Raw genomic sequence first — 13,101 nt, forward strand, 5'->3', positions numbered from 1 at the left:
GGCTCTGTCCAAACCGTGCCGATCAGCGAGCCGTAGACGGGACTCTGCTCTCGTCTGCCGGTGGCTCCGGGTCGGTTCGTGTTCCATCCGAGAGATCCTCGGACGGCTGACCGGTGAGAACGGTGCGCGCCAAGGCCACAAGGCGGCGTCCGTTGATCAGGAACAGTACGCCGGCAAGGCCGAGATAGACCCAGGCGAGCCAAGTCAGCGTCGCGATCGTGCGCGCCTCGTCGTTGCGGTAGACGAAGGCCAGCCCGACCTGCACGGCAAACAGCCCCGCCAGCGCCAGCGCGGACCAGAGGCCGAGGCGCAGGCGCAGCAGGAGCGCGATGCCGAGCAGAGACTGGGCTGCCGTCAGGAAGAACTCCTCGCCCTGGCGCGCGTCGAGCGGCAGGGGGCTCATCGCGCCCGCGCCGACGCTCAGGCCCAGCGGCAGCATGCCGACGAGCAGCGTCCACTGATTGATCTTGTCGCTGATCATGGCGATCAGCCCGTCGCCGGCACGGTTGGCCAGCACGAACAGCACCGCCACCGAAATCGCTGGCGCCTCGCTGGCCAGGGGCGCCAGCCACTGGATCAGCAGGAATTCGTTGAGTCCGATCGCCCGGCCGGCGCCCACCATGGCCTCAGCGAAGGGTTCGGCCGAGGCGAGGATGACGCCGCAAGCCACAGCCACGAGAGTTCCGATCGCGGCCCATTGCCGGCCGGGAGACAAGGTGTTCAGAGCAGCAGCCGGCCCCGGCTCCTCCGTCTCGTCCGGGTTGTCGCTTTTTGGCAGGTTGCGCACGCGCCAGACGTAGGCCGCAAAGATGCCGGCGAGCACGACGAAATCCACGACGGAGATGCTGCGCTTGAACAGGATGACGAAGGCGTAGAGGCTGGCAAGCAGCAGGAAGCCGATCTCGACCGCATTGACAGGGGCGAGATCGACCGCGCGGTGCCGGTCCTTCGTCCAATGCAGGAAAACCATCAGGGGCCAGGCTAGGCCGACGAGCAATCGGTTGGCGCCGGTCATGTTGGCGGCGGCATAATGAACGTATTGCGACCCCGGACCCTCGATCCCGGCCTTGTAGGCGTAGTAGAGATCGACCGCGTATTCCGGCAGCACGGTCACCAAGGCGACCACGGCCAGGATCAGGCCTTGCGCGATATGCTGCTCGGCCGTCTCCGCTCCCCAAGACAGCAGGAAGCCCGCCGCCAGGATGGCGCTGCCGAAGGCGGCGGCATCGAGGAGCGGGCTGGGCCGCCAGCCCGTCGTGCGCAGCAGGAGGGCCGGGAGGGTTGCCATGACCGCGACGGCAACCAGGATCAGAAAGCGTTTCACGCGAACTCCTCTACGGCATGTCACGGCCAGCCTGTTCGCGTTCCGCTGAAGGGAGCGTCGCGCGATGACGCCGGCAAAGGACTGTTTCTGCCGCGTCTCAGCCCCGAACGCCGCTCCGGCGTCCGTAGGTGGCGACACGGTAGAGGTAGAGCACGAGCGCCAGGACCAGCACGCCGTTGCCGAACGGCTCGATGAGGCGACTCACGCTGCGGTAATTCTCGCCAAGCCCGTAGCCGGCCGCCGTCAGCAGCCCGGTCCAGACGATCGTGCCGAGAGCCGAGTAGGCCAGAAAGGGCGTGAGTGGCATACCGGCCACCCCAGCCGGCACCGAGATCAGGCTGCGCACGCCCGGTACGACGCGCCCGAGCAGGACGGTGACGCCGCCGCGCCGGGCGAACCAAGCGCCGGCCCGATCGACCTCCGCCGGGCTCAGGGTGAGCCAGCGCCCGTGCCGGGCCGCGAAGTGTCGCAAGCGCTCGTGTCCGAGCCAGCGCCCCACGCCGTACCAGACCAGCGCGCCGGAGAGCGATCCGGCCGTGCCGGCGAGGAACACGCCGACGAGGCAGAGTTGGCCGCGCGCCGCGGCAAAGCCTGCCAGCGGCATGATCACCTCGGATGGGATCGGCGGAAAGACGTTGTCGATCAGCATCAGCAGGAAGACGCCGAGATAGCCGGTCCGCTCGATCGCGGTCACGATCCAGTCGATCAGCGCAACCTCCTCGCGAGCGGCACCTGCAGAGGCGTGGCTGCAGGCACGCAACGCACCTGGAACAGCAACCGTTCGGGCCGCGTCGTTGATGAAGCGGCGAGGCCGGCTAGGTCACGGCAGGCGGGAGCAGGCGTCGGGTCTCCGAGGATGTGCGAAGCGCCACTCGACGGCATCATGCAGCTCAGCCTGCCATAGGTCCTTTCCGTCGGTCCGCGGTGCATTGGCGTTGGCAGTGCGCACCGCTGATTGGACAAGATGAGGCTCGTCGATCGCAAAGAACTCCTCATCCAGACAATTGTAGTGGACGGATATCGTCTACACGTTGCGAGCGCGTCTGCGCTCCGTCCACCTGTCAAATCCCGCCCTAGCCGCGGCACCCAGCAGCGAGATCCCACACCGAAATTCGGACAGCCCGAGTCACGGTGGGTGATCCGGATAGTCCTGCTTCCGATCTTCACCCTCTTGGAACGAGTAACGGCGGCGGGTTCGGCCAATTGCTGTGCTGAAGCCGACATGCATTTCCGGCGTGCCGTCACGATGCAAGGGCGCGCACGTCGGACCGCGGCGCGGGGTCACGTTCGGTCCGGAGCCATTCCGTCCGAAGTCGCGGCAGTGCGCCGGGAAGCTCGGTTTGCAGGAAGCCGACCATCTTCTCGCGGACTTCGCATCGCAGATCCCAAGCCTGCGAAGCATTGCGGGCGCTCACCAGCATTCGGACCTCGATCACGTTCTCCCGCATGTCCGAAACCTGAAGATTGACGACTTTGCGGTCCCACAGACTCGACTGCGCGGCGATCTCCGCAAGCTTCGTCCGCATGGCCGCGATCGGCGTCGTATGATCAACATAGAGGAAGACGCTGCCGATGAGCGACGAGCCTTCGCGCGTCCAATTTTGAAACGGCTTCTGAATGAAATAGGTCAACGGAACAACGAGCCGCCGCCAGTCCCAGAGTCGTACGACGACATATGTCGAGTTGATCTCCTCGACCCAGCCCCATTCGTTCTCCACGATGACCGCATCCTCTATCTTGATCGGCTGCGTGATCGCGATCTGGATGCCGGCGACGAGGTTCGAGAGGACTGGCTGCATCGCGAGGCCGAGGATCAACCCGGCGGCTCCGGCCGAGGCGAGGAGACTGACGCCGTATTGCCGTACAGGCTCGAACGTCATCAGACATATCGCCAGCGTCACCAGAGCCACGAGCGTCACGGCTGCGCGTTCCAGAATGCGCATCTGAGTGAAGTGCTTCCGCGCGAGCAGATTGTCTTCCGCGTCGAGTTTGAATCGGCGCAGGTAGATCACCGTCGAGATATGGATCGCGATCGAGCAGCACCAACCGGCGAGTGCGACGAGACCTACGAGCAGGGTGTGGTTCACCAGAACCCGGACTTCCCGCGACACCGGCGCGATCGCCGACGCGGCACCGACCGCGACGATGATGAGGCCGAGCCGTGTGGGACCTTGCGTCCGTCCGACGAGGGAGCGCCAGAACAGGCTGCGACCCTGAAACGCCCGTGTCAGAAAACGATACGCGATCTGATGAAGGGGCAGCACGACGGCAAAGCAGCCGAGAACCAGGGCGATACTCTGTGCCCAGCCCGGAAACCAATGCATCAACCGCGTTGCCTCGATCAGGACAGCATCCGTCCGCTGCATCGGTTCTCCGAATCTCGAAACAATTGGAATACGGCACCACTCGGGAGCGCCACGCACCTGCAACCGCTTGAAAGCGCAACCTCGCTTTCGTCGGTCGCGTTAAAGAACGCAGATGCCTTCGATCTCGCGGGCGCGAAGGTGTGCCGCCGACGCCGGGGCTTGGCGTTCAAGGTGGCGGTCGTCTCGATCGGCAGCCGTCCGCAGTTGGTCGCGGCAACGCCTCCACCCGAAGCGGCAGCCTACCGACTAATCGGTCCGACTGCCTCCAGCACCGCCCGCGCAGGCCCCGGGCGCAGGGCCGAAGCGCGAGCTTCAGAGCGCCGAAGCAAGCCGAGAGCAAGTCTGGCAGGCGGCGGCTTCGAAGTCGTCCTAGTGACGTTGCGGGCGATAGTAGCCACGTCCCGCAAACGCCCCCACCCCGCCGTGGCGGCGACCCCGATAGAATCCGGGAGCGACCCCTCCATGGCCGCCTCCCCGGAACGCGCGATGGCCGCCTGGACCCAAGCCGTGACCACCGCGCGCCCACCCTGGGCCGCCGGCATGGCCGCCACGCTCGAAGGCGGAGGCGCCCGTCGCGACCAAGGCCGCCGAGCCGAAGACCATCACGACCGTCAGTTGCTTGACAGTCTTCCTCATCGCGGAATCCTTCTCCATTGGCTGCAGATGCTCCTGAAATATCCGTCCGCGTTCGCAGTCAACCGTCTTCGAGAAATCGGAGGTCGACGACATCTGCAAAATGGCCCGGATGATTTAAGCCGCGTCTAATAGGCATGCCTCGGCCGCGATGCACTCCGACGGGCTTTGGCATGCTCCCCATCGATGCGTCTTCATTTCGTTCAGGCGCACGATGAGTGATATAGGTGGCTTGTTTGTCTCCCGGTCGTCGCGATCATGACAAAGTGTGCCATGGCAGATGCAGGCTGTGGCGAGCCCGCGCTGCCTGCCGCGGAAGGCAAGCAGGCAGGTGCCGGCTGCGGCGCGAAGCGGAAGTGATGGTCGCCCAGCAGGATGCGGTCGCCGCATGTGTGGCAGAGGCGCAGGCGGTTTCCCCGCCAGCCGTCGCAGTTGATCATGCTCTTGCGACGCCGCTCCAACTCGGGACGGCGACCGAAGACCAAGCGACCGTTCCAACTCGTCCGGCAAAGGTCCATGGCTTCGAAGGTGGCGCCATTCAGGAACCACGCTTCGGCGATCTTGAGATGGGCAAGGCGCGCTTCGACGAGGCTGTGCAGAACCGTCTCCTGCAGAGCCGTCCCATGCACGTCCGAGGGGTATTGCCGCCGCATCGCGGCAACAATCTCAATCAGGTGTCCCGGGACCTCGTGCGGAGGCTTCGGGCACCGGCCCCCTACTTCGTCTTCAAAAAATCATTCACCTCGAGCAGCACGAACTCGTCGTCGTCCACTTGGTGCGTGTCCCGGCTGGCCGAAAACGGTAGATTGTTGTCGCTTCCGACGATGATGTGCCGGTCGTCGACCTTGTCGAAGTTCTCGATCGTGAAGGCAAGCATACCTTCGGTCACCGGTTTGCGGGCCTTCTTTGCAGAATCCTTAATGCGCACCAGGCCGACGTAGCCGATCTTGCGCGCCTCGCCGCCCTGGTTGCCTTCGGTCACCTCAGCCGACGCACGCTTGCGACGACTGCATGGCAGTAGACGTCACGCTGCTCGTTCGGGCCGTGCCAGCAGGATGGCGGCGCGGACCGCCGCCCGACGCAACTCGTCGGAGGCCCAGGGCTGCCGGAGTAGCTGATCGGCGAAAGGGTGGGCCTCGACCGCGGCCGAGGGGTCGATCCGATAGCCATCCCCGAAACCGATCATGCGCGGCCGCGGATCGGCCAGATAGGCATCCACCACCGCGCAGACGTCGTCGTCGACGACGTCGAGCGTCGCCAGCAGATCGAGGGTCATGGGATCGGGCTTCATCGCGACGCGCCCGGCGTGCCGCGCTGACCGTTCGGTGACCGCTGCCTTTCGCCTGCCCATGGGACGACGGCAATCGGGTCCCGGTGGACCACCTCGGGCATCTGCAGTTCCTCGCTCGGCCCTTGCGGCACGACATCGTCGTGCGGAACGACGGCTGCCTTCGCACCATCACGTGTGCCGGGACTGATCCCAACCTGAGTCGACAACTCGAAGCCGCGCTGCTGACGTTCACCGTGCAGGTTCCGCATGCCTTCTGCGATCTCGCCAGCTTCCCCGAACAACCGAGAGCGACGGATTATGCCGACTTCGGACGGTACTGTTGCGCCAGGTCAGCCGAGCAACTGGCAGGGAGGTGGACCGGGCGGCGAAGAGGCCGCGCCGACGATGCAGGTCGACAACTACGGCAATCATACCAAGATAATAGTCCATACCTTGCAAACATTCACTCGTCCAAGTGGCTTTCACGGCCGCCCCACCTGCGGAACAGCTTCAGATTTGATCGTCACCTATCGATCCGTCAAGTCCGGACTTAGCGCGATTTGCTCGGAAATCATCGCAGACGACAACGTTTTTTAGAATTATACTATTATTTTTATGCCATCCGAAGTCGGCATACTTTGACATAAACTCGACATGGACGAGACAAACTGACCGACTATCTCGTCTGTGGACGTGGCCGAGGCCCCGGGTAATCAGGGACCGGATCGTTGCCGCGCATGCCGACCGACCTGCCGCGACATGCCGGTCGGCACGGCACCGGTCTTTGGCATCGACGGAAGGGGAAGCACTTCGGCCTCAGCGTCCATAATTCCGAGCAAGAACACATTCACGGACGGTGCGACTCGACGCGACGACCCGCGAGTTCGGGAAGTCGAGGAGAGATGCCCGATGGGAAATTGTCTCGATCCGGCTTTGGCTGCCATGCATGCAGGCCGGCCAAGGCAACCAGTCGAGCCTCCGCACGGCAACCTCGCACGGAATGAACGACCGGCATGCGGATTCGGCCCTGCTCTTTTACTCACGCCGCCCGCCGCGGAAATCGACGGCATCCGCTTAGAGTCCGTCCGAGAAGTCAGGCTGAGCGGGCGAGGCGTCTGATGAGGATGATGACGGCTGCGGCGTAGAGGAAGGCTTTGGCGGAGGCGAGGGTCGCCTCCGGATCCTTCCAGAGACGTCGGTTGCGGCTGATCCAGGCAAAGAACCGTTCGACGACCCATCTGCGAGGATGCACGGCAAAGCCGACCTGTCCGGGCGGCTTGCGCACGATCTCGACGGCGATGATCGTCGCGGTCGCTGGCCTGTCGCCTGCATAGCCCGCATCGGCGAATGCTTTTGCGATGAACGGGAAAGTCCGGCGCGACAGGCGCAGCACCGGAACGGCTCTGTCGCGATCCTGCACGTCGGCTGGCTGCGGATCGAGCACGACGGCACGTCCATCCGTGTCGACCAGCGCTTGGCGCTTGCGGCCCTTGACCTTCTTACCGGCATCGTAGCCGCGCGGGCCGCCGCTCTCCGTCGTCTTGACGCTCTGGCTATCGAGCACCGCGGCAGACGGCGAGGCCTCGCGTCCGACCCGTTGGCGGTCTGCCATGACGAGATGGTGGTTGATCCGGCCAAACAAGCCGGTGTCGCGCCAGCGGCTGAAGTAGCCATACGTCGTGCTTCGTGGAGGTAGGTCCTTGGGGATCAGCCGCCACGCGATGCCGCCTCGTAGAACGTAGAAGATGGCGTTCAGGATCTCCCGCATCGTCCAGACGGGCGGTCGGCCGCACGAGGCGGGTTCCGGCATCAGCGGACCGATAAGTGCCCACTCGGCGTCTGTCAGATCAGTTTCATAGCGAAGGTCCGCGCGGCTATGCTGCCACCGGGTGGTCGGGGTCCACATGGCGCTTCCAGGTCAGGCTTCAGCACCCTCCTGGAATCACCGCCATCCCGGCCACTCAACCCCGCCTCAGACCCTTATTGGACGGGCACTTAGCTCGCGGTCACGGGACCACGAGAACCTCGACGCTTCCACCGTCACCTTCCGACCGCCGAAGTCAACGGAGTCATCCCCTGTTCCTCGCAGCGGCGACTGCTGTCTCCGATTGTCGCGCCCCGTGTGACGGGCATGGCACAATCGCCCACCGCGAAGGCTTGTCGCTAGGGGGAACACGACCGGACCGTCGGGCGTGTCTGAATCCGTCCTGGTACTCCACCGAAAGGCCGTGGCAGGTCGGAGACCGGAGCGGCGACCATCGGCAGGCTGCAAGGTGCCGAGCATCCAGTCTCGGAAACGGACCAGCGGAAGATCGGACGTGCGCGATACGACCGATTCCAAGGCCGAATGCGGGATGCTGCAGGAGATGAACTCCAATCCGCATGCGGTGTCTCCGGCTCACGTTCGCCCTTGTGGATGGGTGGCGGATGACACTCCCGACTGCGCCGCCGGAAGATCGGGCGGTCGCAGTGTACGAATCAGGATTCGAGAGCGAGCAAACGCCACAGCCGGCTGGGCACGCCACTGACGAGCTTCGCGAGGGCTCGAAACATTCGTCCGGTGACGTGCCCGCCGTTGTCGTTCGCGGGGCCGGGAAGGTCGCTTGGCCAGCGCCGCCACCTGCGGCAACCGGACGGCGCACCTTCCATGGATCCCGTGGGTGCTACGTCAAGCTGATGGCGGCACGACATGCCTGGAGCATCCTTCGTAGGCCCCACTTTCGGCAAGCCGGCCCGCGGCGCGATGGTCGGCGAGGTCGGGAGTGCTGAGGCCGCCGCCGTACCGCGCCCAATCCTCGATGGAACGCGATCGTTTGGACGAAGGCCACCCTTCGGCCTTCGCCGATGGCTCCGCTCCGGATCGTATCCCGCGCCAGTCACGCGCGAGTTGCGCCGTCCGTGCCAATGCCGCCCTCATGCCGCTCCTTTTCACACGCTCGCTGCCGACCGTTCGCAAAGGCCCCGTGAGGGTCCGTGCCTTCGGCCTGCGCGCTCGCCCCGTCGCCGACGGCCTTGTCCATTGCGAACGCGGAACACCGCCTCGTAGGTCGACCCGAGGTTCCGGGATCGTGCGTGCCCATTCGCGAAACGGCAACCGCTGGTCCGGGCTTGGCAGGAAGGCGTCCGTGGGAGTGTCAGGGTTCTCCCGACAGCGCCACGGTCTTCTCCGACTGCCGGTCCCGACTGCCCGCCACAGATCACCGACCGAGCGGGACGAAGGTCGATGCCTTGACCCAAGGGCCTCGCCCGATCCCGGACGGAGATGGAGACGAAAGAGTCTTCATCGGTGCGGACCGTCCCGCAGGCGCGCCGTTAGGCCGTGCATGCGCGCCAAGCATCGGCAAGGCACGCCGCACCGCCGAAGCCGCTACGCGGTCGCCCCGACGCCGCGCGCGGTCCTCTTCACGGCCATCGAGGAGCCAAGACCATGAATCGTATTGCAATCGCCATTGCGGGGATATCGACCCTCGTCCTGCTCGGATCGTCGAGTGAAGCCAGGCCCCTTGGCGGAGGACACGGTTACGCCGGCCACCACGCCGTGGGCCACGGGCTTCGGGCAGGTCGTCGCGACTTCTATGGCTACGGATCGGCCGGCTTCGGCCACCGTTATCGCGGCCATCGCGGCGTCGGCTTCCGACAGGGGCACCATGGCTACGGGAGCCATCACGGCCGCTACGGATACGCCTTCGGTCATCGCGGCTTAGGCTTCGGCTTGGCCGCATCGGCATTCAGGCCCGCCTACCGTGGCCCGACTGACGGATACGGATATCCCTACGCACCGGTTGGCTACGGCTCCGGCGTGGGTCGGCCATATTGTGGGTGCGGCTACTGAGACGCGGCCGCGAGGAATACCGGCGGCGCGGATGCCGCCCGGAGCGTCCTCTCCATCGAACCCTGACTTCACTCATGTCATCAGGCTAGTATTATGAAGAAAATCATCGTCGGTGCTCTCGTCTCCAGCGTCATGCTCTCGGTCCCCGCGTTCGCGCAGGACAAGCAGCCGAGCCAGCCGTCCGATTCCCCAACGAAGTCCATGGCAACGCCGCCGGTCGGCACCGCGACGTCCCCAACCTCGAATGACGCCACGAGTGCTTCGACGGGAGGCGGCGGCCTGACGAGGGCCGACACGGCGACCGCCAAGATCAAGTTCGTCTCTGCGAAGCCGGCCGAGGTGACGTCCTCGAAGCTCGTGGGCAAGAATCTCTACAACAAGCAGAACGAGACGGTCGGTGAGATCGAGGATCTCGTCATGGAGAACGGCAAGACGGTGACCGGTGTCGTCGTCAGCGTCGGCGGCTTCCTCGGCGTGGGCGAGCGCTACGTGCTGGTCGACCCGTCGTCGATCTTCCTGCAACGCGCGGACGGCAAGCTCAAGGCGTTGGTGGACGCCGACAAGGAAGCGCTGAAGAGTGCGCCCGAGTTCAAATACGACAGAAAGGCCATCTGATCGTCGGTCTGCGAGGGGCCGCCGATATGGTCCCTCGCAAGACCCACGTCCGATTCGTGAACGAGCGGATGCCACCTTGCCACAACGGTCAAGCTTCTTCCGCTTCATGCTCCGTCGGGACGAGCCTGACACCTGTCGGTGAGAACGGCGGCGTGGGATAAATTCCTTGCCGATCGCCTGCCGTGGGGACTACCCGAAGGCGTCACCAGGATTTCGGGATGGCAAGAAGACCAGCGGCCATGATCATGCAAGTCATCAAACAAGGTGCGCGGGCCCGGATCCTCGGCCGACCGCGAGATGCCTGTCCCTATCCGGCGGATTCGCGCGAGCGCAGAGCTTGGTTCGAGGGTTTCGACGGATCCGCTTGGGATCACGATGCACCGCTCCCCGATCCGGACGTGACGGCCTCGGCTGGCACCTCGTCGGCGGGGAATGGCAGGGCCGCCTTGCACCCGGTGCGAGCGATGCCATAAGCCATCAGCTTCGCCGCCTCCGACCTTCCCCCTCCCTGCAGCGCGACTTATGTCCAAGGCGGTAGCCCTTAGGCACGGCTATGAATAATCGCGGGAAGGCCTCAGCAAAAGAAATGCGGTCACCTTCGCTCGAAGGCCGCGTTCTCGGCCGGTTGGAGCGCGTGGTCACCGTCCTCGTTGAAGCCGGGCTGCATGATCGCGACGCTGCGCCTCCAGATCTCATCGAGCGCCTGCGGCGGCTCGAGCGGGACGTGCTCGCGTCGGACGGCGACCGTCAGGCACTGCAGGTCATCGCGTCAGGCCGACGTCTTCTGGGTGACGACGCTGCACCGGCTTCGACCGAGGAGCTTTCGGCCACCGATCCGCGCGGGCAACTTCCGTGGAATGCGGACGTCGGGCCTGATGCCTGCGGCCGCACGCCTGGAAGGCGATAGGTACGCGTGGACTGCATCCGCGGGACGGATCGCCGAGGTCGGGGCGGCGGAGCATGCGCGAATGGGTAGCATGACGGCAGATGGGAGTGGGCCGGCCGCCGAGCACCAGCTGAATCGCGGCAACGGCCGCACCTTCGCCGCGCTGGTTCTCGCGGCCGCCATTCCGGTCCTGCTGCTCAGCGGCTGGGTGGCCACGCTCATGGCTCAGCAGCAACGCGACCTCGACCGAAGCGCCGCGGTGGCCAGCGCGACCCGCGTGGCCGAACGCGTCGCCTCCGACATCGCTTCGCAGGTGACGGTGCTTGAGGCGGAGGCCGCCTCGAGCACCCTCGATCGGCCGGATCTCACCGACTTCTACGCCGAGGCCGAGCGACTGAGGCAGGCCCATCCGCGCTGGGAGACGGTCGAGCTCGCCGGCCCCGACGGCACGCAGATCGTCAACCTGCTCCGTACCCTCGACGAAGAACTCGGCCCCACTGCCGACCGCATGAGCTTCGACGCCGTCGTCCGGACGAGAAGCCCGGCGATCGGTGGTATCGGCCCGGTCGGGCCGATCTCGGGCAAGCGTCTTGTCGCCCTGCGGGTACCGGTCCTCCGCGACGGGGAACTCCGGTACGTTCTGTCGGTCCGGCTAGCCACCAACGCGGTAAGCTCGATCCTGCGCGACGCCGGGGCGCCGGAGGGCTGGGTCGGAACCATCGTGGACGCGAACGGCAACACGATCGCCCGCACACGCGCCGAAGCGGAGGAACTCGGACATCCTGCGAATTCGGCTCTGCAGGCGGCCATCCGGCGAGCTCCGCAGGGCTTCTACACCGGACCGACGCCCGAGGGGTCGAACGTCGAGGTCGTATATCGAACCCTCGAGGACACCGGCGGCTGGTCCGTACATTTCGGCATGCCGGTCGCCACGCTGAACGCACCGGTCTCCCGCTCCTACCTCGTGCTCGCAGGCGGCAGCGTGCTCAGCATCGGCCTGGCCCTCGTGCTGGTCGGACTGGTAGGCCGCGACATGGCGCAGCGCCGGGCCGGCGAACAGGCGCGCTTCCATCTCGCGCTCCGGTCGAGCGAGGAGCAGGGTGCCGTCGCCGCGGAAGCGGCGGAGCTCGGCACCCTGCGCTGGGACACGGTGCGTGGACGAGTGAGCGGCTCCGGGCGAACCGCCCATCTCCTCGGTTGGAAGGCGGTTGCCCCGGAGGGGCGGGATTCCGAAACGGATGCCGACGAGGCGTTGGAGGCGGTTCGAGTAGAAGACCGCATGCGGTTGGCCGAGGCCGTACGGCGAAGCATTGCGGACGGCGCGCCGCTCGACGTGGAGTTCCGGATCGTCCAGCAGGGGACGGAGCCGCGCTGGGTGCGGGTGGCCGGGCGCGTACCCAAGCTCCACAAGGACAAGCCCGTCGGTCTCATCTACGGCGTGGTATCGGACATCGAGCCGCGCAAGCGTGCCGAAGCGGAGCGGCTCGACCTGCTCCGCCGCCTCGGCGAAGCGCAGGAGAACGAGCAGCGCCGGATCGCCCGCGAACTGCACGACCAGGTCGGCCAGACGGTCACCGGCCTGTCTCTCGGATTGAAGAGCCTGGAGCGGCTCCTCGCAGGAGGAGCATCGGACGAAGCCGACCGCCACGTGCAATGGCTTCAGACGCTCGCCGGCGAGATCGGACGCGACATCCACCGCGCCGCCGTAGACCTACGACCGACCGCCCTCGACGACCTCGGCCTGCGCGAAGCGCTCGCCACCTTGCTGAGCACATGGAGCCGACGTCACGGCATCCGTGCCGACCTGGAATTCGTGGGCGAGGCCGCACGGGTGCCGGCGCCGATCGAGACCGCCGCCTATCGGATCGTGCAGGAGGCGCTCACCAACGTCCTAAAGCACGCGCGGGCTTCGACGGTCAGCGTCTCGGTCGAGCACCGTGCCGACGAGATGCGGGTTGTCGTCGAGGACGATGGCGTCGGCTTCGACGCTGAAGCGGTTCCCGGACCTCCAACGGATGATTCGCCGGCCAAGCCGCAGCTGGGCCTGTCAGGCATCCGCGAGCGCCTGTCGCTTCTCAACGGCACGCTCGCGCTGGAGACCTCCCCGGGGGTGGGAACCACGCTGTTCGTCGACATTCCGGTTCCGTACCCGGCCTGAGCCCCGAGGAGCATGCC

The 13,101-nt window shown here is 65.8% G+C and carries 12 protein-coding genes and 1 pseudogene; 5 read left to right on the plus strand and 8 right to left on the minus strand.

Going from position 1 to position 13,101, the window contains the following annotated elements; all coding sequences use genetic code 11:
- Window positions 1-22: 22 nt before the first annotated feature.
- The 3 genes from MET9862_RS03840 to MET9862_RS03850 form a co-directional block, all read right to left on the minus strand.
- Window positions 23-1,324 carry a calcium:cation antiporter family protein gene (locus MET9862_RS03840; RefSeq protein ID WP_142581787.1) on the minus strand — a complete coding sequence of 434 codons (1,302 nt, stop codon included), beginning with the start codon at window positions 1,322-1,324 and terminating at the stop codon, window positions 23-25.
- 97 nt (window positions 1,325-1,421) lie between these two features.
- Complete coding sequence (locus MET9862_RS03845; RefSeq protein ID WP_244612549.1) at window positions 1,422-2,018, minus strand: DedA family protein; 597 nt, start codon at window positions 2,016-2,018, stop codon at window positions 1,422-1,424.
- Between the two features lie 547 nt (window positions 2,019-2,565).
- Window positions 2,566-3,690, minus strand: a complete 1,125-nt coding sequence (locus tag MET9862_RS03850) for a mechanosensitive ion channel family protein (RefSeq protein ID WP_142581788.1) — start codon at window positions 3,688-3,690, stop codon at window positions 2,566-2,568.
- Between the two features lie 462 nt (window positions 3,691-4,152).
- On the opposite strand from MET9862_RS03850, the gene MET9862_RS03855 reads away from it, so the two are divergent.
- Window positions 4,153-4,455 (plus strand): hypothetical protein, encoded by a 303-nt coding sequence (locus MET9862_RS03855; protein ID WP_142581789.1) that lies wholly within the window; start codon window positions 4,153-4,155, stop codon window positions 4,453-4,455.
- 71 nt (window positions 4,456-4,526) lie between these two features.
- Here the strand turns inward: MET9862_RS03855 and MET9862_RS03860 are convergent, their stop codons facing one another.
- The 5 genes and pseudogenes from MET9862_RS03860 to MET9862_RS03880 form a co-directional block, all read right to left on the minus strand.
- The gene (locus MET9862_RS03860; protein ID WP_142581790.1) at window positions 4,527-4,976 is read right to left on the minus strand and encodes a hypothetical protein; all 450 of its coding nucleotides are present in this window, start codon (window positions 4,974-4,976) and stop codon (window positions 4,527-4,529) included.
- A 62-nt stretch (window positions 4,977-5,038) separates the two neighbouring features.
- A pseudogene (locus MET9862_RS03865) lies at window positions 5,039-5,308 on the minus strand (esterase-like activity of phytase family protein); the annotation flags it as partial.
- 39 nt (window positions 5,309-5,347) lie between these two features.
- Window positions 5,348-5,599: a hypothetical protein gene (locus MET9862_RS03870; RefSeq protein ID WP_244612550.1), complete on the minus strand. Its 252-nt coding sequence runs from the start codon at window positions 5,597-5,599 to the stop codon at window positions 5,348-5,350.
- 11 nt (window positions 5,600-5,610) lie between these two features.
- Window positions 5,611-5,862, minus strand: coding sequence for a hypothetical protein (locus MET9862_RS03875; protein WP_142581793.1), 252 nt, complete (start codon window positions 5,860-5,862; stop codon window positions 5,611-5,613).
- An 824-nt stretch (window positions 5,863-6,686) separates the two neighbouring features.
- Window positions 6,687-7,499, minus strand: coding sequence for an IS5 family transposase (locus MET9862_RS03880; protein WP_142581794.1), 813 nt, complete (start codon window positions 7,497-7,499; stop codon window positions 6,687-6,689).
- Between the two features lie 2,019 nt (window positions 7,500-9,518).
- On the opposite strand from MET9862_RS03880, the gene MET9862_RS03895 reads away from it, so the two are divergent.
- From MET9862_RS03895 to MET9862_RS03910, 4 genes are all read left to right on the plus strand, one after another.
- Window positions 9,519-10,040: a PRC-barrel domain-containing protein gene (locus tag MET9862_RS03895; protein WP_142581797.1), complete on the plus strand. Its 522-nt coding sequence runs from the start codon at window positions 9,519-9,521 to the stop codon at window positions 10,038-10,040.
- A gap of 245 nt (window positions 10,041-10,285) precedes the next feature.
- The gene (locus MET9862_RS30565) at window positions 10,286-10,513 is read left to right on the plus strand and encodes a ribosome modulation factor (protein ID WP_306438892.1); all 228 of its coding nucleotides are present in this window, start codon (window positions 10,286-10,288) and stop codon (window positions 10,511-10,513) included.
- 161 nt (window positions 10,514-10,674) lie between these two features.
- A complete protein-coding gene (locus MET9862_RS29935) occupies window positions 10,675-10,947 on the plus strand; it encodes a hypothetical protein (protein WP_244612551.1) in 273 nt (90 codons plus the stop codon).
- Window positions 10,916-13,084 carry a sensor histidine kinase gene (locus MET9862_RS03910; protein WP_244612552.1) on the plus strand — a complete coding sequence of 723 codons (2,169 nt, stop codon included), beginning with the start codon at window positions 10,916-10,918 and terminating at the stop codon, window positions 13,082-13,084. The genes MET9862_RS29935 and MET9862_RS03910 overlap by 32 nt, the downstream gene beginning before the upstream one ends.
- Window positions 13,085-13,101 lie beyond the last annotated feature (17 nt).

The organism is Methylobacterium symbioticum, from assembly GCF_902141845.1.
Classification (GTDB): Bacteria; Pseudomonadota; Alphaproteobacteria; order Rhizobiales; family Beijerinckiaceae; genus Methylobacterium; species Methylobacterium symbioticum.